Origin of the sequence: Nocardioides lianchengensis (assembly GCF_900101465.1) — a bacterium.
Lineage (GTDB): Bacteria > Actinomycetota > Actinomycetes > Propionibacteriales > Nocardioidaceae > Nocardioides > Nocardioides lianchengensis.
Genome location: NZ_FMZM01000006.1, coordinates 135189 through 160716 on the forward strand (window position 1 = coordinate 135189; position 25528 = coordinate 160716).

General features: G+C 71.8%; 22 protein-coding genes. 12 read left to right on the top strand and 10 right to left on the bottom strand.

Annotated features, from left to right (window positions below):
* Positions 1 to 36: 36 nt before the first annotated feature.
* Both uvrA and BLT76_RS12370 read left to right on the top strand, forming a co-directional pair.
* Positions 37 to 3015, top strand: a complete 2979-nt coding sequence (gene uvrA / locus BLT76_RS12365) for an excinuclease ABC subunit UvrA (RefSeq protein ID WP_090856084.1) — start codon at positions 37 to 39, stop codon at positions 3013 to 3015.
* A 103-nt stretch (positions 3016 to 3118) separates the two neighbouring features.
* Complete coding sequence (locus tag BLT76_RS12370) at positions 3119 to 3670, top strand: Rieske (2Fe-2S) protein (RefSeq protein ID WP_244509381.1); 552 nt, start codon at positions 3119 to 3121, stop codon at positions 3668 to 3670.
* Here the strand turns inward: BLT76_RS12370 and BLT76_RS12375 are convergent.
* Positions 3614 to 4942 (bottom strand): tetratricopeptide repeat protein, encoded by a 1329-nt coding sequence (locus BLT76_RS12375; RefSeq protein WP_179714422.1) that lies wholly within the window; start codon positions 4940 to 4942, stop codon positions 3614 to 3616. The genes BLT76_RS12370 and BLT76_RS12375 overlap by 57 nt on opposite strands.
* Positions 4943 to 5036: 94 nt before the next feature.
* On the opposite strand from BLT76_RS12375, the gene uvrC reads away from it, so the two are divergent.
* The 9 genes from uvrC to BLT76_RS12420 all read left to right on the top strand — a co-directional run bounded on the left by uvrC (position 5037) and on the right by BLT76_RS12420 (position 13752).
* Positions 5037 to 7034, top strand: a complete 1998-nt coding sequence (gene uvrC / locus BLT76_RS12380) for an excinuclease ABC subunit UvrC (protein WP_090856087.1) — start codon at positions 5037 to 5039, stop codon at positions 7032 to 7034.
* A gap of 3 nt (positions 7035 to 7037) precedes the next feature.
* A complete protein-coding gene (gene rapZ, locus BLT76_RS12385; protein ID WP_090856090.1) occupies positions 7038 to 7922 on the top strand; it encodes an RNase adapter RapZ in 885 nt (294 codons plus the stop codon).
* Entirely contained in the window at positions 7919 to 8896 is a 978-nt protein-coding gene (locus BLT76_RS12390) for a gluconeogenesis factor YvcK family protein (RefSeq protein ID WP_090856093.1), read from the top strand. The genes rapZ and BLT76_RS12390 overlap by 4 nt, the downstream gene beginning before the upstream one ends.
* A gap of 67 nt (positions 8897 to 8963) precedes the next feature.
* The gene (whiA, locus tag BLT76_RS12395; RefSeq protein ID WP_090856096.1) at positions 8964 to 9950 is read left to right on the top strand and encodes a DNA-binding protein WhiA; all 987 of its coding nucleotides are present in this window, start codon (positions 8964 to 8966) and stop codon (positions 9948 to 9950) included.
* Between the two features lie 127 nt (positions 9951 to 10077).
* Entirely contained in the window at positions 10078 to 11073 is a 996-nt protein-coding gene (gap, locus tag BLT76_RS12400) for a type I glyceraldehyde-3-phosphate dehydrogenase (RefSeq protein ID WP_090856099.1), read from the top strand.
* Positions 11074 to 11075: 2 nt separating this feature from the next.
* A complete protein-coding gene (locus tag BLT76_RS12405; protein ID WP_090856102.1) occupies positions 11076 to 12275 on the top strand; it encodes a phosphoglycerate kinase in 1200 nt (399 codons plus the stop codon).
* Positions 12276 to 12280: 5 nt separating this feature from the next.
* Positions 12281 to 13081, top strand: coding sequence for a triose-phosphate isomerase (gene tpiA, locus BLT76_RS12410; RefSeq protein ID WP_090856105.1), 801 nt, complete (start codon positions 12281 to 12283; stop codon positions 13079 to 13081).
* A gap of 31 nt (positions 13082 to 13112) precedes the next feature.
* Positions 13113 to 13346, top strand: coding sequence for a preprotein translocase subunit SecG (secG, locus tag BLT76_RS12415; RefSeq protein WP_090856108.1), 234 nt, complete (start codon positions 13113 to 13115; stop codon positions 13344 to 13346).
* 46 nt (positions 13347 to 13392) lie between these two features.
* Entirely contained in the window at positions 13393 to 13752 is a 360-nt protein-coding gene (locus tag BLT76_RS12420) for an RNA polymerase-binding protein RbpA (RefSeq protein ID WP_090856111.1), read from the top strand.
* Between the two features lie 109 nt (positions 13753 to 13861).
* Here BLT76_RS12420 and BLT76_RS26585 read toward each other — a convergent pair whose 3' ends face one another.
* Both BLT76_RS26585 and BLT76_RS12430 read right to left on the bottom strand, forming a co-directional pair.
* On the bottom strand, positions 13862 to 14842 hold the full coding sequence (locus tag BLT76_RS26585) for a methyl-accepting chemotaxis protein (RefSeq protein ID WP_090856113.1): 981 nt from the start codon (positions 14840 to 14842) through the stop codon (positions 13862 to 13864).
* Complete coding sequence (locus tag BLT76_RS12430; protein WP_090856615.1) at positions 14812 to 15351, bottom strand: PAS domain-containing protein; 540 nt, start codon at positions 15349 to 15351, stop codon at positions 14812 to 14814. The genes BLT76_RS26585 and BLT76_RS12430 overlap by 31 nt, the downstream gene beginning before the upstream one ends.
* Before the next feature lie 192 nt (positions 15352 to 15543).
* Between BLT76_RS12430 and BLT76_RS12435 the strand changes: the two genes are divergently transcribed.
* Positions 15544 to 16083, top strand: a complete 540-nt coding sequence (locus BLT76_RS12435) for a hypothetical protein (RefSeq protein ID WP_090856115.1) — start codon at positions 15544 to 15546, stop codon at positions 16081 to 16083.
* Positions 16084 to 16236: 153 nt separating this feature from the next.
* Here BLT76_RS12435 and BLT76_RS12440 read toward each other — a convergent pair whose 3' ends face one another.
* From BLT76_RS12440 to tkt, 7 genes are read right to left on the bottom strand one after another with little or no spacing between them, the layout of a single operon-like run.
* Positions 16237 to 17334 (bottom strand): YibE/F family protein, encoded by a 1098-nt coding sequence (locus tag BLT76_RS12440; RefSeq protein WP_090856618.1) that lies wholly within the window; start codon positions 17332 to 17334, stop codon positions 16237 to 16239.
* 50 nt (positions 17335 to 17384) lie between these two features.
* The gene (gene pgl, locus BLT76_RS12445; protein WP_090856117.1) at positions 17385 to 18128 is read right to left on the bottom strand and encodes a 6-phosphogluconolactonase; all 744 of its coding nucleotides are present in this window, start codon (positions 18126 to 18128) and stop codon (positions 17385 to 17387) included.
* A complete protein-coding gene (locus BLT76_RS12450; RefSeq protein WP_090856119.1) occupies positions 18125 to 19063 on the bottom strand; it encodes a glucose-6-phosphate dehydrogenase assembly protein OpcA in 939 nt (312 codons plus the stop codon). Before BLT76_RS12450 ends, pgl begins: the two co-directional genes overlap by 4 nt.
* Complete coding sequence (gene zwf, locus BLT76_RS12455; protein WP_090856121.1) at positions 19063 to 20595, bottom strand: glucose-6-phosphate dehydrogenase; 1533 nt, start codon at positions 20593 to 20595, stop codon at positions 19063 to 19065. Before zwf ends, BLT76_RS12450 begins: the two co-directional genes overlap by 1 nt.
* Complete coding sequence (gene pgi / locus BLT76_RS12460) at positions 20592 to 22247, bottom strand: glucose-6-phosphate isomerase (RefSeq protein WP_090856124.1); 1656 nt, start codon at positions 22245 to 22247, stop codon at positions 20592 to 20594. Before pgi ends, zwf begins: the two co-directional genes overlap by 4 nt.
* Positions 22244 to 23350, bottom strand: coding sequence for a transaldolase (gene tal / locus BLT76_RS12465; protein ID WP_090856127.1), 1107 nt, complete (start codon positions 23348 to 23350; stop codon positions 22244 to 22246). The genes pgi and tal overlap by 4 nt, the downstream gene beginning before the upstream one ends.
* A gap of 51 nt (positions 23351 to 23401) precedes the next feature.
* Positions 23402 to 25504 (bottom strand): transketolase, encoded by a 2103-nt coding sequence (gene tkt / locus BLT76_RS12470; RefSeq protein WP_280139641.1) that lies wholly within the window; start codon positions 25502 to 25504, stop codon positions 23402 to 23404.
* Positions 25505 to 25528: the final 24 nt, after the last annotated feature.

Sequence of the window (25528 nt, forward strand, 5' to 3'; positions counted from 1 at the left end):
GGCGAACGCCTGTTCGAACAAGTGAGGACCGTTTTCGTGGCCGACCAGCTGATCATCCGGGGCGCCCGGGAGCACAACCTCAAGGACGTCTCGCTCGACCTCCCGCGCGACTCCCTGATCGTGTTCACCGGGCTCTCGGGCTCCGGCAAGTCCTCCCTGGCCTTCGACACGATCTTCGCCGAGGGGCAGCGCCGCTACGTCGAGTCGCTGTCGGCCTACGCGCGCCAGTTCCTCGGCCAGATGGACAAGCCCGACGTCGACTTCATCGAGGGACTCTCGCCCGCGGTATCGATCGACCAGAAGTCCACGTCGAAGAACCCGCGCTCGACGGTCGGCACGATCACCGAGGTCTACGACTACCTCCGGCTGCTCTACGCCCGGGCCGGACGGCCGCACTGCCCGGTCTGCCACGCGCCCATCGAGCGCCAGACGCCCCAGCAGATCGTCGACCGGGTGCTCGGCCTGGAGGAGGGACGGCGGTTCCAGATCCTCGCGCCGGTCATCCGCGGCCGCAAGGGCGAGTACGTCGAGCTCTTCCGCCAGCTGCAGACGCAGGGGTTCTCCCGCGCCCGGGTGAACGGCGAGACCCACACGCTGGACGATCCGCCGAAGCTGGACAAGCAGAAGAAGCACACGATCGAGGTTGTGGTCGACCGCCTGGCGGTCAAGGAGTCCTCGAAGCGGCGGCTGACCGACTCCGTGGAGACGGCGCTCGGTCTCGCCGGCGGGCTGGTGCTCTTCGACTTCGTCGACCTCGACGAGTCCGACCCGGGCCGCGAGCTGAAGTTCAGCGAGAAGATGGCCTGCCCCAACGACCACCCGATCGACACCGACGACCTCGAGCCGCGCTCCTTCTCCTTCAACTCGCCGTTCGGCGCGTGCCCGGCCTGCCACGGTCTCGGCACCCGGATGGAGGTCGACCCCGAGCTGGTCGTGCCCGACCCGGAGGCGACCCTCGGTGAGGGCGCCATCCAGCCGTGGAGCCACGCGACGGTGGCCGACTACTTCCTCCGCCTGCTGGCGGCCCTGGGCGACGAGCTCGGCTTCGACCTCAACACCTCCTGGAACGCGCTGTCGGCCAAGTCCCGCAAGGCGATCATCGAGGGCCACCCGACCAAGGTCCACGTCGTCACCCGCAACCGCTACGGGCGCGAGCGGGCCTACTACGCCGAGTTCGAGGGCGTGCGGTCCTACATCGAGCGTCGGCACCGCGAGGCCGAGTCCGACACGAGCCGCGAGCGGCTCGAGGGGTTCATGCGCGAGGTCCCCTGCCCGACCTGCGGCGGCAGCCGGCTCAAGCCGGTCTCGATGGCGGTGACCCTCGGCGGCAAGAGCATCGCCGAGGTGTGCGCGCTCTCGCTCGACCAGTCGTCGGCGTTCCTCGGCTCGCTCGAGCTCTCACCCCGGGAGAAGCAGATCGCCGAGGTGGTGCTGCGCGAGATCCAGCAGCGCCTCCAGTTCCTGCTCGACGTCGGGCTCGACTACCTCTCGCTCGACCGGGCCTCCGGCTCGCTGTCCGGTGGCGAGGCCCAGCGGATCCGGCTGGCGACCCAGATCGGTGCCGGCCTGGTCGGCGTCCTCTACGTCCTCGACGAGCCCTCGATCGGCCTGCACCAGCGCGACAACCAGAAGCTGATCGAGACCCTGGTCCGGCTCAAGGACCTCGGCAACACCCTGATCGTCGTCGAGCACGACGAGGACACGATCAAGGTCGCCGACTGGGCCGTCGACGTCGGCCCGGGGGCGGGGGAGCACGGGGGCCAGGTGGTGCACAGCGGTCCGGTCGCCGATCTGCTGACCCACCCCGACTCGATCACCGGCCAGTACCTCTCCGGGCGTCGCGAGATCGCCGTACCCCCGGTGCGGCGGCCGCGGACGACCGGGCGCGAGCTGACCGTGGTCGGGGCGCGTGAGAACAACCTGAAGAACATCGACGTCACGTTCCCGCTCGGTCTGTTCGTCGCGGTCACCGGCGTCTCCGGCTCCGGCAAGTCGACACTGGTCAACGACATCCTCTACACCTCGCTGGCCAAGCAGCTCTACAACGCCCGCACGATCCCGGGCCGGCACACCCGGATCACCGGGCTGGAGCACGTCGACAAGGTCATCCACGTCGACCAGTCGCCGATCGGCCGGACCCCGCGCTCCAACCCGGCGACCTACACAGGGGTCTTCGACCGGGTCCGCAAGCTCTTCGCGGACACCCCGGAGGCCAAGATGCGCGGCTACCTCCAGGGCCGGTTCTCGTTCAACGTCAAGGGCGGCCGGTGCGAGGCCTGCCAGGGCGACGGCACCATCAAGATCGAGATGAACTTCCTGCCGGACGTCTACGTCCCGTGCGAGGTCTGCCACGGTGCGCGCTACAACCGCGAGACCCTCGAGGTGCACTACAAGGGCAAGACCATCGCCGAGGTGCTGGACATGCCGATCGAGGAGGCGGTCGACTTCTTCGCCGCCGTCCCGGTGATCTCGCGCTACCTCACCACGCTGGTCGAGGTCGGCCTCGGCTACGTCCGGCTCGGCCAGCCCGCCACCACCTTGTCGGGCGGCGAGGCACAGCGGGTCAAGCTGGCCACCGAGCTGCAGCGCCGCTCGACCGGTCGCACCCTCTACGTGCTCGACGAGCCGACCACCGGGTTGCACTTCGAGGACATCCGCAAGCTGCTCGGTGTCCTGGGTCGGCTGGTCGACCAGGGCAATACGGTCCTGGTGATCGAGCACAACCTCGACGTCATCAAGACCGCCGACTGGCTGGTCGACATGGGTCCCGAGGGTGGGTCGGGCGGCGGCACGCTGGTCGCGCAGGGCACCCCCGAGGACGTCGTCGCGGTCCCGGACAGCTACACCGGTCAGTTCCTGGCCCCGGTGCTGTCCGGCAAGGAGGCCAAGCAGCCGGCCCGCAAGCTGCCGGCTGCGTCCGCGCCAGAGCCGCGGGGCCGGACCGCGGCCTCGGCCTCCAAGCGGGGCGAGCGTGTGGAGCGGTCCCGGGGCCGGGGAGCGAGTCGGTCCTCCTGATGATGAGGACATTCTCATCGAGTCCACAGGTTGCAGCCGTTGTACTCACGACCGCCGTCGGTAGTGTCATCTTCAACGACTTCCCGCCGAGAGGACCCCGATCGTGACCACGGAGAGCCGCACCACCCGGATCCCGTCCAGCCCCGCCCCTGAGCAGGAATCCGCCGTCGAATCGCGGGCCTGCGCCTGCCTGAGCCGGAGGCGTGCGCTCGCCGGCGCGGTGACGCTCGGGGTCGGCGTTCCGTTCCTCGCCGCCTGCGGCTCGGACGAGGCCAGCAGCGGCACCGGCGCGTCCAGCACCCCCTCGTCCGCGGGCTCGTCGGGCGCCGCATCCTCGCCGGCGGCACCGGCCACATCCGAGGGTGCCGCCGCGGGCCTCACGACCACGGCCGACATCCCCGTCGGCGGCGGCACCATCTTCGCCGACGAGGGTGTCGTGATCACCCAGCCCACCGAGGGCGAGTTCAAGGGCTTCTCCAACATCTGCACCCACCAGGGCTGCCCGGTGACCGGGGTCGAGGACGGCTCGATCGTCTGCACCTGTCACAACAGCACGTTCTCGATCGAGGACGGCTCGGTGCAGGGCGGGCCGGCGTCGTCAGCGCTCGACGAGGTCGCCCTGACGGTCGAGGGCGACTCCATCAGCCTCGCCTGAGGCGATCGACGCCAGCCACCACCGGTCGCGGGTCGACGCGCGGCGGTCCAGCCGCGCGTCGATCAGCTGCCGCGCCTCGTCGTACCGGTCGGCGCGCAGCAGGGCGGCGATCCGCGCCTCCTCGACGATCTCGCGCTGGGCGTCGGACCCGCCCAGGCGGCGGGCCGCGACCGCCAGGGCGGCCAGCTCGTCGGCGGCTGCCCCCGCCCGGCCGTCGACCAGGCGGCGCAGGGCTCGGGCGAGCGGCGCGACCACCTCGCGGTGCGTGGGGTTCGGGTGGGCCTGGGCGTAGGTCGCCAGTCGGTCCAGGCCCGGGCCGTCCTCGAGCGCGAGCAGCACCACGGCGGCGTGCATCGCCAGGAACGGCGTCGCGGGCCGCTCCAGCACCCCGCGACCCGCGACCGCCGCAACCTCCTCGAGACCGGGCACGTCCTCGGCGCCCGGCGTGATCGCCCAGCGGAAGAGCAGGGACCCGGTGTCGACCAGGGCGCGGCAGCCCAGGCCTAGTTCGGGACGCAGCTGCGTGTCGTGGCGTCGTCGTACGGCGTCGAGGTCGCCCAGCGAGAGCTCGTGCAGCGCCGCGTGCCACGAGAAGTGGCTCAGGCTCTCGGTACGCCGGCCGGACCCGGTCACCCAGGAGTCCATCCAGGCCAGCCCGACACGGTGGTCACCGGTCTCGTAGTGGGCGTGCGCCCGGGCGTGGGCCGAGTGGCCCGCGGCCGGCTCGACGGCGAGCGAGCGGCAGGACAGGTCCATCGCCTCGTCGAAGCGGCGCTGCTCCTGACGCACGAAGGCGAGCAGGCCGGTGAACCACCAGTCGTCGCCGTAAGCCGGGATGGCCCGCTCGACGAGGTCCCAGGCCTCCTCGGGCACCTCGGTCGCGCCCGCGAAGGCGATCGTCGGGACGGCGGCGGACAGCAGCAGGGCGTCGCGCTGGTGGGTGCGCAGGTGCTGCAGCAGCGGGCGCGAGTCGCCTCGCACGTGGGCGGCGACCGCGTGCACGTGGCTGCGCTCGCGCTCGGTCGCGCGGTTGGCGTGCAGCTCGGCGTCGCGCAGCCGGGCGTCGAGGTCGACGTTCAGGCACATCTCGTGGCCGAGCAGGGCCAGCGTGGCATGCCCGACCGCGAAGGTCGGGTCGAGGGCGACGGCGGTCGCGACGGCCTCGGCGCCGCCGCCTCGCAGTCGCAGCAGGTCGCCCAGCCCGCGGTCGTACGCCGCGGCAGCCTCGCGGCTGGTGGTGAGGGCGTACCCGTAGGAGTCGCGACACGGCATGAAAGAAGAGTAAGGCACTGGAGTAAAGCGGTGTGGCGGACGCGCGGGAAGTGGCCGAGGCTGGACTGTCCCCGGTGGACCGTAGGGTTGAGTCGTGCCTCCCGCCCGTCCTCGCCGCACCTCCCGAGGACCCCTGTCCTACCGTCCCGAGCCGGGCTCGATCCCGACCCAGCCGGGGGTCTACCGGTTCCGTGACCCGCGGGGTCGGGTGATCTACGTCGGCAAGGCCAAGAACCTCCGGGCGCGGCTGTCGTCGTACTTCCAGGACATCGGCAACCTTCACCAGCGCACCGCGACGATGGTGACCACCGCGGCGAGCGTGGAGTGGACGGTCGTCAACACCGAGGTCGAGGCGCTCCAGCTGGAGTACTCCTGGATCAAGGAGTACGCCCCCCGCTTCAACGTGAAGTACCGCGACGACAAGTCCTACCCGTGGCTGGCGGTGACCGTCGGCGAGGAGTTCCCGCGGGTGATGGTCGGGCGCGGCGCCAAGCGCAAGGGCACCCGCTACTTCGGCCCCTACAGCCACGCCTGGGCGATCCGCGAGACCGTCGACATCCTGCTGCGCGTGTTCCCGATGCGCTCGTGCAGCAACGGCGTCTTCAAGCGCTCCAGCCAGATCGGGCGACCCTGCCTCCTCGGCTACATCGACAAGTGCTCGGCGCCGTGCGTCGGCAACGTCAGCGCCGAGCAGCACCGCGAGATCGTCGAGGACTTCTGCGAGTTCATGGCCGGCCGCACCCGTCCATTCACGCGCCGCATCGAGCAGGAGATGTACGCCGCGTCCGACGCCCTCGACTTCGAGAAGGCGGCGCGGCTGCGCGACGACCTGGGGGCGATGGAGCGGGCCCTGGAGAAGCAGGCGGTGGTGCTGGGCGACGGCGCGGACGCCGACGTGATCGCCCTCGCCGAGGATCCGCTCGAGGTGGCGGTGCAGATCTTCTACGTCCGCGGTGGCCGGATCCGCGGTCAGCGCGGCTGGGTGGCCGATCGGGTCGACGAGGGCGGCACCGACAAGCTGGTCGAGGACTTCCTCCTCCAGCTCTACGCCGGCGACCCGGAGTCGATCCCGCGCGAGATCCTGGTGCCCGCGATGCCGCCGGACCCGGCCACGTTCGAGCAGCTGCTCGGCGACCTGCGCGGGGCCAAGGTCGAGATCCGGGTGCCGCAGCGCGGCGACAAGAAGACGCTCCAGGAGACCGTCGCCCGCAACGCCGGCCAGGCGCTGGTGCTCCACAAGACCAAGCGGGCCAGCGACCTGACCACCCGCAACCGCGCGCTCGAGGAGATCCAGGAGGCCCTGGAGCTCGACGAGGTGCCGTTGCGGATCGAGTGCTACGACATCTCGAACCTGCAGGGCACCGAGGTGGTGGCCTCGATGGTGGTCTTCGAGGACGGCCTGGCCCGCAAGGGGGAGTACCGCCGGTTCGTGATCAAGGGCGTCGACGGGCAGAACGACGTCGCGTCGATGCACGAGGTGATCACCCGTCGGTTCAGGCGGCTGCTGGACGAGCAGGCCCGATCCGAGGTGAAGCCGGGGGACGAGACGTCCGGTCCGATGCTCGTCGACCCCGAGACGGGCCGCCCGCGCAAGTTCGCCTACGCGCCGGGCCTGGTGGTCGTCGACGGCGGACCGCCCCAGGTCGCGGCCGCCCAGCGCGCGCTCGACGAGCTCGGCATCGACGACATCGCGGTCTGCGGGCTGGCCAAGCGGCTCGAGGAGGTGTGGCTCCCGGGCCAGGAGGACCCGGTGATCCTGGCCCGTTCCTCGGAGGGGCTCTACCTCCTCCAGCGGCTGCGTGACGAGGCCCACCGGTTCGCCATCACCCACCACCGGTCGCGGCGGTCGAAGACGATGGTCGACAGCCTGCTCGACGACATCCCGGGTCTGGGCGAGGTCCGTCGCAAGACGCTGCTGAAGCACTTCGGGTCGTTGAAGAAGCTGCGGGCCGCGAGCGTCGAGGAGATCGCCCAGGTGCCCGGCATCGGCACCCGGACGGCGACCGCGATCAAGGACTCCGTCGCGGCCGCCGCCGAGACCCGCAAGACTGTCTCCGTGAACACCGCGACCGGCGAGATCGACGAGGGCTGAGCCATGGACCACTCCGCCACTTCCCCAGCGCCGACGGGTGAGCTGGTCGTCGTCACCGGCATGACGGGCGCCGGACGCAGCACGGCCGCCAAGGAGCTGGAGGACCTCGGCTTCTTCGTCATCGACAACCTGCCGCCGAGCCTGCTCAGCGACGTGGTGCGCCTGGTCGACGAGAGCCGCGGCGCGCGCCAGCCGATCGCCGTCGTGGTCGACGTCCGGTCGGGGTCGTTCTTCGACTCCCTCCAGGCCAACCTGGCCCACGAGTCCAGCGGGCGGCACGCCACCCTGGTCTTCCTCGACGCCACCGACGAGGTGCTGGTCCGGCGTCAGGAGGCCGCCCGACGTCCGCACCCGCTGCAGGGCAGCGGGCGGCTGCTCGACGGGCTCGAGCGCGAGCGGGTGGCCCTGGCCGACCTGCGCGCCAACGCCGACCTGGTCATCGACACGAGCGCGCTCAACGTCCACCAGCTCACCGACCGGATCTCGGAGGCGTTCGGCACGCCCGACACGACCCGCCTGCGGGTCACGGTGCTGAGCTTCGGGTTCAAGTACGGCATCCCGGTCGACGCCGACTTCATCGCCGACATGCGGTTCCTGCCCAACCCCCACTGGATCCCCGAGCTGCGCCCCGGCACCGGTCAGGACACCGAGGTCGCCGACTACGTGCGCAGCCGGCCGGGGGCCGAGGAGTTCCTCGACGGCTATGTGCCGGTGCTGACCGGGGTGGCCGCCGGCTACCTCCGCGAGGGCAAGCGGTTCATGCGGGTCGCCATCGGCTGCACGGGCGGCAAGCACCGCAGCGTCGCGATGACCGAGGAGATCGCGCGCCGCCTCTCGGAGCAGGGCTTCGTCGCCCGGGCCGTGCACCGCGACCTGGGCAAGGAATGACCGGGCCCCGTGCCCAGTCGGTCGTCGCCTTCGGGGGCGGGCACGGCCTGCACGCCTCGCTCCGGGCCCTGCGTCGCCTGGTCGACGACCTGACCGTCGACGAGCTCACGGCGGTCGTGACCGTCGCCGACAACGGCGGCTCGTCCGGCCGGTTGCGTGGCCAGTTCGGGGTGCTCCCTCCCGGCGACCTCCGGATGGCCCTCGCCGCCCTCTGCGGCGACGACGAGTGGGGCACGACCTGGTCCAACGTCCTTCAGCACCGCTTCGCGGGCGACGGCGACATGAACGGCCACGTCGTCGGCAACCTGCTGATCGTCGGGCTCTGGGAGCTCCTGGGTGACCACGTGGATGCGCTCGACCGGGTCGGACGGCTCCTCGGTGCGACCGGACGGGTGCTCCCGATGGCGCTGACCCCCATGGACATCACGGCCGACGTCCGGGGCCTGGTCCCCGGCGACCCCGACGCGTTGACCCTGGTCCGCGGCCAGGTGGAGGTGGCGACGACCGACGGGGTGATCGTGGAGATCGCCCTCGACCCGCCCGACCCCGAGCCCTGTCCCGAGGCCGTGGCGGCGGTGGAGGAGGCCGACTGGGTGGTGCTCGGCCCCGGCTCGTGGTTCACCTCGGTGATCCCGCACCTCAAGGTGCCGGCGATGCGCGACGCCCTCGTGGGCTCCGACGCCCGGGTCGTCGTCGTGCTCAACCTGGAGGAGCAGGCAGGGGAGACCCCCGGCTTCGGCCCCGCCGACCACCTCGCGGTGCTCGCCGAGCACGCCCCCGACCTGCAGGTCCACACCGTGCTCGCCGACCGCGGCAGCGTCGGCGACGACCTCGCCGAGCTCCAGCAGCTGGTGACGGCCAGCGGTGCCACGCTGGTCGTCGACGACGTCGCCGAGCACGTCGGCTCCGCGCGGCACGACCCGGCTCTGCTGGCGGCGGCGTACGCCCGGATCCTCGAGCGGCGCTGGGGCTGAGATCCGGCTCACGGGCCGGTGCCCCTGACCTCGGACGGTGATTGACGGCCGTGGCAGGATCGGCCGCATGGCGATGACGGCACAGGTGAAGGCGGAACTCGCCAGCACCCAGACCACCAAGACGTGCTGCCGCAAGGCCGAGGTGGCCTCGTTGCTGCGGTTCGCCGGCGGCCTGCACATCGTGAGCGGGCGGATCGTGGTCGAGGCGGAGCTCGACACGGGCGCCGCGGCGCGGCGGCTGCGCACCGACATCCTCGAGGTCTACGGCCACCAGGCCGACGTCGTGGTGGTCCAGGGCAACGGCCTGCGCAAGGGCAGCCGGTACCTCGTTCGGATCGCCCGCGACGGTGAGGCCCTGGCCCGTCAGACCGGACTGCTGGACCCTCGTGGTCGCCCGGTGCGGGGGCTGCCGCCGGCCGTCGTCTCCGGGGGCGGCTGCGACGCCGTCGCCGCCTGGCGCGGCGCCTTCCTGGCCCACGGCTCGCTGACCGAGCCCGGCCGGTCGTCCTCGCTGGAGGTCACCTGCCCCGGCCCCGAGGCCGCGCTGGCCCTCGTCGGAGTGGCCCGCCGGCTCGGCATCCAGGCCAAGGCCCGCGAGGTCCGCGGCGTCGACCGGGTCGTGATCCGCGACGGCGACGCCATCGGTCAGCTGCTGACCCGCCTCGGCGCCCACGAGTCGCTGATGGCCTGGGAGGAGCGGCGGATGCGGCGCGAGGTCCGCGCGACGGCCAACCGGTTGGCCAACTTCGACGACGCCAACCTGCGCCGCTCGGCCCGCGCTGCGGTCGCCGCGGGCGCCCGCGTCGAGCGGGCGATCGAGATCCTCGGCGAGGACATCCCCGACCACCTCCAGCTCGCGGGCTCCCTGCGGCTGGAGCACAAGCAGGCCTCGCTCGAGGAGCTCGGCCAACTGCACGACCCGGTGCTCACCAAGGACGCGATCGCGGGCCGGATCCGGCGGCTGCTGGCCATGGCCGACAAGCGCGCCGAGGAGCTCGGCATCCCCGACACCGAGGCCTCGCTGACCCCGGACATGCTGGTTGAAGAGGCATGACGTCCTGATCTCGCCAGGACGTTCGTCGGTTACCCGCACGTAGGCCGGTCCGGCCCTCGGGTGGGCCGCCCGGGGCATATAGGGTCGGTGTGACAGCCAGAAGCCCGCGTCCTGAGGAGCAAGCGCAGTGACCGTTCGTGTAGGTATCAACGGGTTCGGCCGGATCGGCCGCAACTTCTTCCGCGCCGTGCGTGCGTCCGGTCTCGACATCGAGATCGTCGGCGTGAACGACCTGACCGACAACGCGGTCCTGGCCCACCTGCTGAAGTACGACTCGATCCTGGGCCGCCTGGACGCCGACGTGTCCGCGACCGACGACGCGATCGTCGTCGGCGGCAAGGAGATCAAGGCGTTCGCCGAGCGGAACCCGGCCGACCTCAAGTGGGGCGACCTGGGCGTCGACGTCGTCGTCGAGTCCACCGGCTTCTTCACCGACGCCACCAAGGCCGCCGCCCACGTGCAGGCCGGCGCCAAGAAGGTCATCATCTCGGCGCCCGCCTCCAACGAGGACATCACCGTGGTGATGGGCGTCAACCACACGCAGTACGACGCCGCGAAGCACACCGTGATCTCCAACGCGTCGTGCACCACGAACTGCCTGGGCCCGATGGCCAAGGCGCTCAACGACGGCCTCGGCATCAACAAGGGCCTGATGACCACGATCCACGCCTACACCGCGGACCAGAACCTCCAGGACAACATCCACAAGGACCTGCGCCGCGCCCGTGCCGCCGCCCTCAACGTGGTGCCGACCTCGACGGGTGCCGCCAAGGCGATCGGCCTGGTCCTCCCGGAGCTGAAGGGCAAGCTAGACGGCTACGCCCTGCGCGTCCCGGTCCCGACCGGCTCGGCCACGGACCTCACCTTCGAGGCGGCTCGCGAGACCACGGTCGAGGAGGTCAACGAGATCGTCAAGGCGGCGGCTGACGGCCGGTTCCTGAAGTACTCCACCGACCCGATCGTGTCCTCGGACATCGTCACCGACCCGGCGTCGTGCATCTTCGACGCGCCGCTGACCAAGGTCATCGGCAACCAGGTCAAGGTCGTCGGCTGGTACGACAACGAGTGGGGCTACTCCAACCGCCTCGCCGACCTGATCGACTACATCGGCGAGACCCTCTGACCGTGAGTGACTTCGCTGGTCTCGGGGACGTCGCGGGCAAGCGCGTCCTCGTCCGATCCGACCTGAACGTGCCGCTCGACGGCACGACGATCACCGACGACGGCCGGATCCGGGCCAGCGTCCCGACCATCCGCGCGCTGGCCGAGGCCGGCGCGCGGGTGGTCGTCACCGCCCACCTCGGCCGCCCGAAGGGTGCGCCCGAGGACCGCTACTCCCTCCGCCCGGTCGCCGCTCGTCTCGGCGAGCTGCTCGGCCAGGAGGTCGCGTTCGCGACCGACACGGTCGGCGACTCCGCGCGCTCGACCGTCGAGACCCTGGCCGACGGTCAGGTCACGGTGCTCGAGAACGTCCGCTTCAACGCGGGCGAGACGAGCAAGGACGACGCGGAGCGAGGGGCGTTCGCCGACCAGCTGGCGACGCTGGCCGACGCGTTCGTCTCCGACGGCTTCGGGGTCGTGCACCGCAAGCAGGCGTCGGTGTACGACGTCGCGCAGCGGCTCCCGCACGCCATGGGCGGCCTGGTCGCCACCGAGCTCGACGTCATGAAGCGGCTGACCGAGTCGCCGGAGCGCCCGTACGTCGTCGTCCTGGGCGGCTCGAAGGTCTCCGACAAGCTCGGCGTGATCGACAACCTGCTCGGTAAGGCCGACCGCCTGCTGATCGGCGGCGGCATGGTCTTCACGTTCCTCAAGGCCCAGGGCCACGAGGTCGGCAAGAGCCTCCTCGAGGAGGATCAGCTCGACACCTGCCGGGCCTACCTGGCCCGGGCCGAGGAGTCCGGCGTGCAGATCGTGTTGCCGACCGACATCGTGGTCGACACCGCGTTCCCGGCCGGTGACCGGACCCCCGAGCCGCAGGTCGTGGCGGCCACCGAGATCCCGGCCGACGCCCTGGGCCTCGACATCGGCCCCGAGTCCGGTGCCGCCTTCGCGGCGGCCCTGGCCGACGCCCGCACGGTCTTCTGGAACGGGCCGATGGGCGTCTTCGAGGTCGAGGCGTTCGCCGAGGGGACCCGCGCGGTCGCCGAGGCCCTGACCAAGGTCGACGGCCTCTCGGTCGTCGGCGGCGGCGACTCCGCCGCGGCCGTGCGCACCCTCGGCTTCGACGAGGCCGCGTTCGGACACATCTCCACCGGCGGTGGCGCCTCGCTCGAGTACCTCGAGGGCAAGGAGCTCCCCGGCATCAAGGTCCTGGAGGACTGACACCCATGCCCAAGGCTGCCGCCCGCGTCCCGATCATGGCGGGCAACTGGAAGATGAACCTCAACCACCAGGAAGCGGTGGTGCTGGTCCAGAAGCTGGCCTGGACGCTGTCCGACAAGCGTCACGACCACGCCAAGGTCGAGGTCGTCGTCGTCCCGCCGTTCACCGACCTGCGCTCGGTCCAGACCCTCGTGGACGGCGACCGGCTCGCGGTCAAGTACGCCGCTCAGGACGTCTCCGTGCACGACTCCGGCGCCTACACCGGCGAGATCTCGGCCGGCATGCTGGCCAAGCTCGGCTGCTCGTACGTCGTGGTCGGGCACAGCGAGCGCCGTGAGTACCACGGGGAGACCGACGAGGTCGTCAACGCGAAGGCGCGCAAGGCCCTGGACGCCGGGATCACCCCGATCGTCTGCGTCGGCGAGGGCCTGGAGGTCCGCCAGGCGGGGGAGCACGTCGCCCACTGCCTGACCCAGGTCACCGGCTCGCTGGCCGGCTTCACCGCCGAGGAGGTCGCCGGGCTGGTGGTCGCCTACGAGCCCGTCTGGGCGATCGGCACCGGCGAGGTCGCCACCCCGGAGGACGCCCAGGAGGTCTGCGCGGCCATCCGGGTGGGCATCCGCGAGCAGCACGGCGACGCCGCGGCCGACGCCGTCCGCATCCAGTACGGCGGCTCCGTGAAGGCGGGCAACGTCGCCGGGATCATGGCCAAGGACGACGTCGACGGCTGCCTGGTCGGCGGCGCGAGCCTGCAGGTCGACGAGTTCAGTGGGATCTGCCGCTTCTACGACATGCCGGTCCTGTGATCCGCGCAGACGTGCCGTAGGATTTCGCCCCGTGACTACCGTCTTCACTGTCGTGCTCATGATCACGAGCGGCCTGATGATCCTCATGGTGCTCCTGCACAAGGGTCGCGGAGGTGGCCTCTCCGACATGTTCGGCGGCGGCGTCTCCAGCTCCCTGGGCGGCTCCTCTGTCGCCGAGCGGAACCTCGACCGGCTCACGGTCGGGATCGGCGTCATCTGGTTCGCCACCGTGATCGCGCTCGGCCTGCTGCTCGCTTACCCCTGATCAGTTCCCCCTCGGGATCCCCTCGAAGAGACAGGACACCGTCGTAGTGGCTGGTGGAGGAAACGCCATTCGTGGAAGTCGGGTCGGTGCCGGCCCGATGGGCGAGGCGGAGCGTGGCGAGGCTGCCCCGCGGCAGGCCGTGTCGTACTTCTGCTCGCGCGGCCACAGTGCCGTGGTGACGTTCGCCGTCGAGGCGGTCGTCCCGGACTCGTGGGACTGTCCCAAGTGCGGCCTGCCGGCCGGGCGTGACTCGGAGAACGCGCCGCCGGCGACGAAGATCGAGCCCTACAAGACGCACCTGGCCTACGTGAAGGAGCGTCGCTCCGACCAGGAGGCCCAGGACATCCTGGACGAGGCGCTCCAGCTGCTGCGTTCGCGCCGCAAGTCCGGCGACCTGATCTTTTGACGAGGACGCGCCAGCGGACTCGTCGTTGGTGGTCGAGCGAGCGGCGCGACTGAGGCACGAAGTCGCGACCCGCGTGTCGAGACCTGATCCTGTTCCCGCGAGCAGTTCCTCAGCTCCGCAGCTCGTCCACGAACTCGCCGACCTCGGCCCGCAGCAGCTCGGCCAGCTCGGCCAGGCCCTGCATCGGACCGGCGTCCACCCCCGCGGCCGTGCTCTGGCTGCCGTCGACGGCGACCCAGACGGCGTCGACCATCGGGGACATCTCACGGACCGTGGTCTCCACGGTGCCCATCGCCGCGGTGCTGGCGACCGCGGCCTCCTGCATGGCCTGCACCTGCTCGGTGATCCGCTCGGTCGAGCGGGCGGTGGAGTCGGCGAGCGACTTCACCTCGGTGGCCACGACCGCGAAGCCACGGCCGGTCTCGCCGGCGCGGGCCGCCTCGATGGTGGCGTTGAGGGCCAGCAGCCGGGTCTGGGCGGCGATCGAGGAGATCACCTGGACGACGTCCTGGATCTCGGTGGACGCCGCCTCCAGACCGCGCACGGTCGTGCCGGCCTCGTCGGACTGGGTGACCGCGTGGCGGGCCGAGTCGGAGAGTCCCGCGGCGGTGGCGCTCAGCTCGGTCGCGGCGGCGGCCAGCTGCTCGGCGACCTGGGCGACGGTCTGCTCCAGCCGGTCGGCGAGCTCGAGGCGTCGGGCGGTCGCGGCGTCCAGGCGTTCTTGGGTCGCCGCCATCTCGGCCGTCGCGGCGTTGATGGTGACGGCGCCGGCGCGGAAGACACCGCGGGTGCCGGCCGCCAGGAACCGTCGGTAGAAGCGGCCGGCGCTGGCCGCCTCCAGCGAGGCGGCGGACTCGCGCACGTAGGCGTCGGTGCGGTCGAGCAGCCGGTTGAGCGCGGTGCGCAGCTCCAGCAGGTCCGGATGCCCGTCCGTGCCGGGTACGGCGGCCGCCCGCACCTCCAGGTCACCGTCGGCCGCGGCGCGGCAGGTGCGCAGCCACTCGGAGACGGCCGCGGCGTGCACGGCGGCGGCGTCGGGACCGCTCGCGCGGCGGCGCTTCATGCCGCGCACCGCGAGGTCAGGCTCCACACCAGCTCGTCGTACGACGTGCCGAGCTCTGCGAGGTGGGACTCCAGCAGGGCCAGACCTGCGGCCGCGGCCTCGGGGGCCTTCGTGAAGCGACGCTCCTCGAGCAGCATCCGCTGGTAGACCGGCTGCACGGCTCGGATCGCCTGCGGGTCGGGGAGCCGACGGTTGGAGTGGTAGCCCACCACCCGGCCCGCGGCATCGAGACTGGGGGTGACGTGCGCGAGCACCCAGTAGTGAGCGCCGTCGCCGGCCAGGTTCACGACGTAGGCGAAGATCTCCCGGCCCTCGGCGAGGGTCTGCCAGAGGAGCCGGAAGACGCCGCGGGGCATCTCGGGGTGGCGGATCATGTTGTGCGGACTGCCGAGCATCTCGCTCTCGGGGTAGGCCGAGACGCGGCAGAAGACGTCGTTGGCGTAGGTGATCCGGCCCTGGAGGTCGGTCTTGGTCACGATGACCTCGTCGGCCCCGAAGGTGCGCTCGACGCCGGTCGGGCGGAGGGTGGTCGGCATGCCGGGACCATCGGTGGCGTCCGTCACGCGTTGAGGTGAAGCCGCCGGATCGGGACTTCTCGGGACCAAAGTCCCGAGAACTTGTCATCCGCGTGCCAACTCCCGGCGTCGTCCTCGCCGGTCGGGTGTGCGAGCGGTGCCGACGGGTCATCGTCGGTACCGGTGAGTTCGCCCGGGACGAGGGAGCCGTGCATGGGCAGTGAGGGGACCGACGTGCTGGGACGGCTGCGCGAGGGGGTGCACGGGATCGCCTGGCGCACGCCGCGGCGCCTGGTCGCGGACCAGCCGGTGGTCCTGGTCGGCGTGATCGAGCGGGTCGCGGCCGGGCCGGACCGCGTGACGGCCGCCTGGCACGGTCCGGTGCGGCACCGCACGGTGCTGGTGCGCGTGAGCGTCCTGCAGGTGCTCAAGGACGGCGAGGGAGTCGTGCACGGACCCGCGGTCGACGTGTCGCTGCCCCGGGGGACCGAGGCACTGCGACTCGACGGGACACCGCTCCGAGAGGATCCGCACCCCACGCTCGCCGAGGTCCGCACGGCCCTGCCCGCGGGTCTGCGGGTGCTGGTCGCCTCGCGCCCCGAGCGCCGCCACGGTACGACGGACGCCGCCGTCCTGCTCGACGGCCGGCACCCCCAGAAGCTGGTTGTCGACCGGGGTGGCTGCGAGCTTCCGGAGTGGCCCGGCCGGAGGTTCGCCGACCTCCTGACCGACGTCCGCCGGGGGCTCAGATGACGAGGTCCCAGGGATCGCACGCTCCGCGGTGCTCATCACGCACGCTGGCGGCGTTGTCGTCGGTCGCCATGACTCCGTCATGTCTCCCTCCTCCGCCTTGCCAGCGCACGCGCTGAGCACCGCTCGCATGCACGCCCCTCGGCCCTCGTCATCTCAGCGGACGCGGGTGAGGGTGAGCGCGGCCAGCGCCGTGGTCATCGGCACCGCGGCGACCAGGCCGAGGGTCGCGACCGCGCTGCGCACGATCTCCTGCGCGATGACCTGGTTGGTGACGACGCCGCCGAGCGAGTCGTTGCTGGCGACGATGAGGATCACCAGCGGCAGCGAGGAGCCGGCGTAGGCCAGGACGATGGTGTTGACCACCGACGCGACGTGGGCCCGGCCGACGCGGCTGCCGGCGCGGTAGAGCTGCCGGAAGCCGTACGACGGATCCGCCTGCTTGACCTCGGCGACGGTGGCGGCCTGGGTGATGGTGACGTCGTCGAGCACGCCGAGCGAGCCGATCACGATCCCGGCCAGCAGCAGGCCCGCGGTGTCGACGCCGTAGGTGTCACCGACGGAGGCGGAGAGGTCGTCGGTGACGCCGGTGAGGTGCAGCGCGGCGACGGCGCCGTAGCCGAGCAGCCCGGTCAGCGCCAGGCTGCCGAGCGTGCCGACCAGCGCGACCGTCGTCGAGAGCGTGAGGCCGTGGGTGAGGTACAGGACGACCAGGGCGATCAGGGCGGAGCCGACGACGGCCACGAGCAGCGGTGACTCGCCGGCCAGGATCGCGGGGACGACGAAGGCGAGGAGCACCCCGAAGGTCACGGCGAGCCCCCCGAGTGCGAGCAGGCCGCGCCAGCGGCCGAACGCGACCACCGCCAGCGCGAACGCGATCGCCAGGACCCACATCTGGCTGCCGCGCCGGTGATCGACGATCGTGTACGACGCCCCGTCCGGCCCCGGGGTCGCGATCAGCACCACCTGGTCGCCCTCGGCGACCCGAGGCGCGCCCGCGCCGTTGGGCAGCGGTACGTCGCGCTCCCGGGTCTGGCCGTCCTCGGTCAGCTCGACGGTCGCGGTGCCGCAGCCGTTGACGTCGTCGCTGAGCTCCTCGGTGCAGGGCTGCCGGTCCAGGCCGGTCACGAGGCCCGCGAACTCCTCGGCGGCCGAGTCGGCGCGGTCAGGTCCGTCCGAGGGCCACAGCCACACGACCGCGGCGAGGGTGACGACCGCCAGGGGCAGGACGACGGCGAGGCTCAGGCGGCGCATCCACCGCGAGTCGGTCGTCGCGTGCCGCGGGTGGTGCGCCCCCATCCGTGTCAGAGCAGGGACGCGGAGGCCCGGTCGAGGAACCAGATGGTCTCCTCCTGGCCGGTCACGCCGGCCGCCGGGACGTCGTGCGGGTCGACCGGCGCGTCGGCGGTGCCGGCGTGGGCGCGGGCGACCGCCTCGGCCTTGCCCTCGCCGCTGACCAGGAACCACACCGACGCCGAGCGGTTGAGCGCGTCGAAGGTCAGCGTGACCCGCTCGGGCGGCGGCTTGGGGGAGCCGGTGACCCCGACCGCCACCTGACCGGTGACGTCGAGCGCCGGGTGACCGGGGAAGAGCGACGCGACGTGGCCGTCGGGGCCCATGCCGAGCATCAGCACCTCGAACTGGCCGGCCCCGTGCTCGCGCAGCTCGGCGGCGTACGACGCGGCGGCGGCGTCGACGTCCGGCGCGTCGGCGGTCGACGGCATCTCGTGCACGTGCTCGGCCGGGACGCCCAGCGCGTCGAGGAACGCTGCACGGGCGTCGACGGCGTTGCGGTCGGCGGAGTCCGGGGCGACGAACCGCTCGTCACCCCACCAGACCACGACCCGGGTCCAGTCGACCTCGGAGCCGGGGGACAGGCGGGCGATCTCGCGGTGGATCGCCTCCGCGATGCTGCCGCCGGTCAGCCCGACGTGGGGGACCCGTCCGGCGTCCTGGGCGTCGGCCAGCCGGGACAGCAGCTCGCCGGCCACCGCGGTGGCCAGGTCGGCGGCGTCCGGGTGGACCTCGATGCGGGGGGAGACGGTCACGACGAGGCCTTCTTCCGGGTGGGCGCGGTCTGCTGGTCCTGCTGGGCCAGGTAGCGGGCGGTGGCGGCGTACACGTCGTCCTCGTCGAGGCGGCGCAGCTCCTCGGCGAGCAGCTGGGGCAGGTCACGCCGCTTCAGGGCGATCGGGCGGTCCGGCCGACCGGGGGTCGCGAAGGTCGCGTTCTTGCCGTCGGCGCGCGAGATCCGGATCGGTCCCGCGGCGGTCTCCAGCACCACCTCGGTGATGCCGGGGCCCGCGGTGGTGCTCCGCTCGACGGGGATCCGGAGCCGGTGGGCCAGCCAGGCGACCAGCAGGTCGGCGGACGGGCTCACCTTCTCGCCCGCCACCGAGGCGCCGGTGACCTTCAGCGGGTGCTGGTCGAGGGCCGCGGCGAGCAGGGCGCGCCACGGGGTGATCCGGGTCCAGGCCAGGTCGGTGTTGCCGCGCGTGTAGCGGGCGCACTGCACGTGGATGGCCTTGGTGCGGGCCTTGGTCGCCCCGGCGGCGTCGGTGATCCGGCGCTGCGCGAGCCGGCCGAGCGGGTCGGCGGCGGGGTCCTCGGGCGGGTCGGTCGGCCACCACGCGGCGACCGGCGAGTCCGGCAGCAGCAGCGGCAGTACGACGGACTCCGGGTGCTTGACCACCTCGCCCTTCAGCCGGATCAGCGCGGTCTCGCCGGTCCAGCCCGAGCCGGTGCCGACCTGGGCGTTCACGACGCCCGCTCCGCGCGCGTCGCCGAGGATCACGCCGAGCACCCGGGCGGGGTGCTCGTGGGCGGCCTCGCGGGCGACCCGCATGGCGTCCTCGGCGTCGTCCTCGTCGACCACGATGACCAGGGTCATCACCATGCCCATCGCGGGGCTGCCGGCCCGGGTCCGGGCGCGCAGGAACTCCGCCGCGATCTTGGAGGAGTTGGTGTCCAGCAGCTCGATCATCAGGGCCTCCGCCAGGTCCGGCCGTCGCGGGCCAGCATCTTGTCCGCCGACTCGGGTCCCCAGCCGCCGGAGGCGTACGGCTCCGGCGTCCCCTTCTTGGCCCACGCCTCGAGGATCGGGTCGAGGATCTTCCAGGACAGCTCGACCTCCTCGCTGCGCGGGAACAGCGGCGGGTCGCCCAGCAGCACGTCGAGGATGAGCCGCTCGTAGGCCTCCGGCGACGACTCGGTGAAGGTGCCGCCGTAGACGAAGTCCATGTTGACGTCGCGGATCTCCATCTGGGTGCCGGGCACCTTGGAGCCGAACCGGACGGTCATGCCCTCGTCGGGCTGGACCCGGATCACCAGGGCGTTCTGGGTCAGCTCCTCGGTCGAGTTCTCGCTGAACGGCTGGTGCGGGGCGCGTTTGAAGACGACCGCGACCTCGGTGACCCGACGGCCGAGGCGCTTGCCGGTGCGGAGGTAGAACGGCACGCCGGCCCAGCGGCGGGTGGCGACGTGCAGGGTGACGGCGGCGTACGTCTCCGTGGTGGAGTCGGCGGCGACGCCGTCCTCGTCGTGGAAGCCGCCCACCTTCTGCCCCCCGGCCCAGCCGGCGGCGTACTGCCCGCGGGCGGTGGTGAGGTCCAGGCGGCGGGGGAGCGTCACCGACGAGAGCACCTTCTGCTTCTCGATCCGCAGGCTCTCGGCGTCGAAGGACGTCGGCTCCTCCATGGCGACCAGGGCCATCAGCTGCAGCAGGTGGTTCTGGATCACGTCGCGAGCGGCGCCGATGCCGTCGTAGTAGCCGGCGCGGCCGCCGATCCCGACGTCCTCGGCCATGGTGATCTGCACGTGGTCGACGTAGTTGGCGTTCCAGAGCGGCTCGAACATCTCGTTGGCGAACCGGATGGCCAGGATGTTCTGGACCGTCTCCTTGCCGAGGTAGTGGTCGATCCGGAAGACCGAGTCCTCGGAGAAGACCCCGGCCAGCACCCGGTCGAGCTCCTGGGCGGAGGCCAGGTCGTGACCGAACGGCTTCTCGATGACCACCCGCCGCCAGGACCCGTCGGAGGCCCGGGCCAAGCCGTGCTCGTCGAGCTGGCCGACGACCTGCCCGAAGGCGCCCGGCGGGATCGCGAGGTAGAAGGCGTGGTTGCCCTCGGTGCCGCGCAGCTCGTCGAGCTCCTCGATGGTCCGGCGCAGCTGGGCGAAGGCCTGGTCGTCGTCGAAGGCGCCCGGCACGAAGCGGATGCCCTCGGCGAGCTGGCGCCAGACCTCTTCGCGGAACTCGGTGCGCGCGTGCTCCTTCACCGAGTCGTGGACGATCTGGGCGAAGTCCTGGTCGGCCCAGTCACGGCGGGCGAACCCGACCAGGCTGAACCCGGGGGGAAGCAGCCCCCGGTTGGCCAGGTCGTAGATGGCCGGCATGACCTTCTTGCGCGACAGGTCGCCGGTCACCCCGAAGAGGACCAGACCGCACGGCCCGGCGATCCGGGGCAGGCGGCGGTCGGCGGGGTCGCGCAGCGGATTGACGTAAGGCGGAGGCGTCATCGGCGCCGGTGCTCCTGGTAGTAGGCGATCAGGGCGCGCGTGGACGCGTCCTGCTCGGCGAGGGCGTCGGCGTCGCCGGCGATCGCCGGCCCGACCTGCTGGGCCAGCTGCTTGCCGAGCTCGACGCCCCACTGGTCGAAGCTGTCGATGCCCCAGACCACGCCTTGCACGAAGGTGAGGTGCTCGTAGAGCGCGATCAGCTGACCGAGGACCGACGGGGTCAGCTCGGGGGCGATGATCGAGGTCGTCGGCCGGTTGCCCTCGAACACCCGGGCCGGTACGACGGCCTCCGCGGTGCCCTCGGCCCGGACCTCGTCGGCGGTCTTGCCGAAGGCCAGGGCCCGGGTCTGGGCCAGGAAGTTGGCGAGGAACAGCTCGTGCACGTCGGTGTCGCCGTCCTGCAGGGGGTACGACGGGTTCGCGAACGCGATGAAGTCGGCCGGGATCAGCCGGGTGCCCTGGTGGATCAGCTGGTAGAACGCGTGCTGGCCGTTGGTGCCGGGCTCGCCCCAGAACACCTCGCCGGTGTCGGCGGTGACCGGGGTGCCGTCCCAGCGCACGCCCTTGCCGTTCGACTCCATGGTCAGCTGCTGGAGGTAGGCCGGGAACCGGTGCAGCAGCTGGGCGTACGGGAGCACCGCGTGGGTCTGGGCGCCGAGGAAGTTGGTGTACCAGACGTTGAGCAGCCCCATCAGGGCCGGCACGTTGTGCGCGGTCTCGGTGGTGCGGAAGTGCTCGTCCATCGCGTGGAAGCCGGCCAGCAGCTCGGTGAACCGGTCCGGGCCGATCGCCACCACGAGCGAGGTGCCGATCGCGGAATCCATCGAGTAGCGGCCGCCGACCCAGTCCCAGAAGCCGAACGCGTTGGCGGGGTCGATCCCGAAGTCGGCGACCTTGTCGAGCGCGGTCGAGACCGCGACGAAGTGCCGTCGTACGGCGTCCGCCTCGTCCTGACCGGTCAGGCCCTCGAGCAGCCAGGCCTTGGCCAGCCGCGCGTTGGTCAGCGTCTCCAGGGTGCCGAAGGTCTTGCTCGAGACGATGAACAGGGTCGTGGCCGGGTCCAGCCCGGACAGCGTCGTGGCCGCGTCGGTCGGGTCGATGTTGCTGATGAACCGGCACTCCAGCCCGTCCTGGCGGTAGGCCGCCAGTGCCTCGTAGGCCATCACCGGGCCGAGGTCCGAGCCGCCGATCCCGATGTTGACGACCGTGCGGATCCGCTCGCCGGTGACGCCGGTCCAGGCGCCGCTGCGGACCTGCTCGGCGAACGCGTAGACCCGCTCGAGCACCTCGTGCACGTCGGCGACCACGTCCTGCCCGTCGACCACGAGGGTCGCGTCGGGCAGCAGCCGCAGGGCGGTGTGCAGGACGGCGCGGTCCTCGGTGACGTTGATGTGCTCACCGCGGAACATCGCCTCCCGTCGCTCGGCCAGGCCGACCTCGTCGGCCAGGTCCAGCAGGGCGGCGAGGACATCGGCGTCGAGCAGTGCCTTCGAGAGGTCGACGACCAGGTCGCCCGCCCCGAAGGTGAGCCGCTCGACCCGACCCGCGTCCTGGGCGAACCAGGAGCGCAGGTCGGGCTCGTAGGCCTCAGCCAGCTCGGTGAGGCGGCCCCAGGCGGCCGTCGAGGTCGGGTCCACCGGGGCGTCTCTCACGAGCGGGCCTTCTCCATCTGCCCCTCGACGGTCTCCACGAGCTCGGTCCAGGACTTCTTGAACTTGTCGACGCCCTCCTGCTCGACCGTCCACAGGACGTTCTCGAAGTCGATGCCGACGGCGGTCAGCTCGTCGAGGACCTGGCGGGCCTCGTCGGCCTTGCCGGTGACCTGGTCGCCGTGCACCTCGCCGTGGTCGGCGAACGCCTCGAGGGTCTTCTCCGGCATCGTGTTGACGGTGTCGGCCACGACCAGGTCGGTGACGTAGAGGGTGTCGGAGTAGTCGGGGTTCTTGACCCCGGTCGACGCCCACAGTGGGCGCTGCGGGTTCGCGCCGGCCTCGGCGAGGACGGCCCAGCGGTCGCTGGCCAGGACCTCGGTGAAGGCGGCGTACGCGACGCGGGCGTTGGCGACGGCGCCCTTGCCCTTCAGCGCCTTCGCCTCGTCGGTGCCGATCTTGTCGAGGCGGGCGTCGACCTCGGTGTCGATGCGGCTGATGAAGAACGAGGCGACCGAGCGGATGCCGCTGAGGTCGAGGCCGGCGTCGCGGGCCTGCTCCAGGCCCGTGAGGTAGGCGTCCATGACCTCGCGGTAGCGCTGCTCGCCGAAGATCAGGGTGACGTTGACGCTGATGCCCTGGGCGACGACCGCGGTGATGGCCGGCAGGCCCTCCTTGGTCGCCGGGATCTTGATCAGCGCGTTCGACCGATCGACGGCCTTCCAGAGGGCCTGCGCCGAGGCGATGGTCTTCTCGGTGTCGTTGGCCAGGTCGGGCTCGACCTCGATCGAGACCCGGCCGTCATCGGCGGTGCGCTCGGCGACCGGCGCGAGCACGTCGCACGCGTTGCGGACGTCCTCGGTGGTGAGCTCGAAGATCACCTTGTCGACGGGCTCGCCGGCCGCGACGAGCTTGCGGACCTGCTCGTCGTAGCGCTCGCCGTTGGCGATCGCGCCGGCGAAGATGGTCGGGTTGGTGGTCACCCCCACGACCGACTTCTCCTTGACCAGGTCGGCCAGGTTGCCGGACTCGATGCGCTCGCGGGACAGGTCGTCGAGCCAGATCGACACGCCGGCGTTGGCCAGCGCTTCCAAGCGGTCACTCATGGGTTCCTCCTGAGGTGGGTGCTGGTGGGGTGCGGCGGGTCGGACGCCGGATCAGACGGTGGCGACCCGGATGCTGTCGCGGGCGGCGTCGGCCACGGCCTGCGCGGTGACGCCGTACTCGGTGTAGATGCGGGCGTAGTCGGCCGACGCGCCGTACTGGTCGATCGAGACGATCCGGCCGTGGTCGCCGACGTACTCGCGCCAGCCCTGCTTGACGCCGGCCTCGACGGCGACGCGCGCCTTGATGGTCGGCGGGATGACGGTCTCGCGGTAGGCGACCGACTGCTCCTCGAACCACTCCTGGCAGGGCATCGACACCACACGCGCCGAGATGCCGTCGGCGGCCAGGAGCTCGCGCGCCTCGACGGCGAGCTGGACCTCGGAGCCGGTGCCGATCAGGACGACGTCGGGGTCGCCGCTCTCGGCGTCGACCAGGACGTAGCCGCCCTTGGCGACGTCGTCGGTGGTGGCGAAGCCGTCGGTGCCGCGCGGGAAGACCGGCACGTTCTGGCGGGTCAGGACCAGCGCGGACGGCCGGTCGACGTGGTGCAGGACGGCGAGCCACGCGGCGGCCGTCTCGTTCGCGTCGGCCGGGCGGATCACGTCGAGGCCCGGCATCGCCCGCAGCGCGGCCAGGTGCTCGATCGGCTGGTGGGTCGGGCCGTCCTCGCCGAGGCCGATGGAGTCGTGGGTCCAGACGTAGGTCACGGCCAGCTTGCTGAGGGCCGCGACGCGGACCGAGCCGCGCATGTAGTCGGAGAAGGTGAGGAAGGTGCCGCCGAAGACGCGGGTCAGCTTGTCGGCCGCGATGCCGTTCATGATCGCGCCCATGCCGTGCTCACGGATGCCGAAGTGGAGCACGCGGCCCTGGTAGGGGTCGGTCGACCACTCGCCGACCTCGGCCACGGCCGGGCCGACCGACGGGGCGCTGGTGATCGTGGTGTTGTTGGAGCCGGCCAGGTCGGCCGAGCCGCCCCACAGCTCGGGCAGGGCGCCGGCCAGCGCGTTGATGACCTTGCCGGAGGCCGCCCGGGTGGCCACGCCCTTGGCGTCGGCCTCGAAGGTCGGCAGCAGGTCGGCGAGGCCCTCGGGCAGCTCGCGGCTCTTCAGCCGGTGGAGCAGCTGCTCACCCTCGGGGTTGGCCTTCGCCCAGGCGGCGTACTTCTCGTCCCACTCCCGGCCCCAGTCGGAGCCGCGGGTACGCAGCGCGCGGGTGTGCTCGATGACCTCGGGCGGGACCTGGAAGCGCTGCTCCGGATCCCAGCCCAGGATCTCCTTGGTGGCCGCGACCTCGGCGTCGCCGAGCGCGGAGCCGTGGGCCTTCTCGGTGCCCTGGGCGTTCGGGGCGGGCCAGGCGATGATCGTGTCGAGCACGATGAGCGACGGCTTGTCGGTCACCTCGGCCGCGGCGCGGACGGCGTCGTACAGCGCGGGGACGTCCTCGACGTACTTCTTGCCGCCGTTGGTCCAGTCGACGGTCTGGACGTGCCAGCCGTAGGCCTCGTAGCGCGCGGCGACGTCCTCGGTGAAGGCGATGTCGGTGTCGCCCTCGATCGAGATCTTGTTGCGGTCGTAGATGACCGTGAGGTTGCCGAGCTGCTGGGTGCCGGCGATCGAGCTCGCCTCGCCGCTCACGCCCTCCTGCAGGTCGCCGTCGGAGCAGAGCGCGTAGACCTGGTGGTCGAAGAGGCTCTCGCCCGGCGCGGCCTTCGGGTCGAGCAGACCGTGCACCCGGCGGGCCGACAGGGCCATGCCGACGGCGTTGGCCACGCCCTGGCCCAGCGGGCCGGTGGTCACCTCGACGCCGGCGGTGTGGCCGAGCTCGGGGTGGCCGGGGGTCTTCGAGCCCCAGGTGCGCAGCGCCTTGATGTCCTCGATCTCGAGGCCGAAGCCACCGAGGTAGAGCTGCGTGTAGAGCGTGATGCTCGAGTGACCGCACGACAGCACGAAGCGGTCGCGGGCGATCCAGGTCGGGTCGGCCGGGTCGTGGCGCATGACCTTCTGGAAGAGCAGGTACGCCGCAGGCGCCAGGCTCATGGCCGTCCCGGGGTGGCCGTTGCCGACCTGCTGCACGGCATCCATCGCCAGCACCCGCGCGGTGTCCACGGCCTTCTCGTCGAGCTCGGTCCAGTCCAGTCCAGCAGCAGTGCTCACGGGGTTCCTCTCCGGGGTGATCAG

Coding starts and splice junctions, on each gene's coding strand:
- whiA (WP_090856096.1), top strand. CDS start 8,964: ATGGCGATGACGGCACAGGTGAAGGCGGAACTCGCCAGCACCCAGACC.
- tpiA (WP_090856105.1), top strand. CDS start 12,281: ATGCCCAAGGCTGCCGCCCGCGTCCCGATCATGGCGGGCAACTGGAAG.
- BLT76_RS12390 (WP_090856093.1), top strand. CDS start 7,919: ATGACCGGGCCCCGTGCCCAGTCGGTCGTCGCCTTCGGGGGCGGGCAC.
- BLT76_RS12430 (WP_090856615.1), bottom strand. CDS start 15,351: ATGCCGACCACCCTCCGCCCGACCGGCGTCGAGCGCACCTTCGGGGCC.
- BLT76_RS12440 (WP_090856618.1), bottom strand. CDS start 17,334: ATGCGCCGCCTGAGCCTCGCCGTCGTCCTGCCCCTGGCGGTCGTCACC.
- BLT76_RS12435 (WP_090856115.1), top strand. CDS start 15,544: ATGGGCAGTGAGGGGACCGACGTGCTGGGACGGCTGCGCGAGGGGGTG.
- tal (WP_090856127.1), bottom strand. CDS start 23,350: ATGAGTGACCGCTTGGAAGCGCTGGCCAACGCCGGCGTGTCGATCTGG.
- BLT76_RS12450 (WP_090856119.1), bottom strand. CDS start 19,063: ATGATCGAGCTGCTGGACACCAACTCCTCCAAGATCGCGGCGGAGTTC.
- zwf (WP_090856121.1), bottom strand. CDS start 20,595: ATGACGCCTCCGCCTTACGTCAATCCGCTGCGCGACCCCGCCGACCGC.
- BLT76_RS12375 (WP_179714422.1), bottom strand. CDS start 4,942: ATGCCGTGTCGCGACTCCTACGGGTACGCCCTCACCACCAGCCGCGAG.
- rapZ (WP_090856090.1), top strand. CDS start 7,038: ATGGACCACTCCGCCACTTCCCCAGCGCCGACGGGTGAGCTGGTCGTC.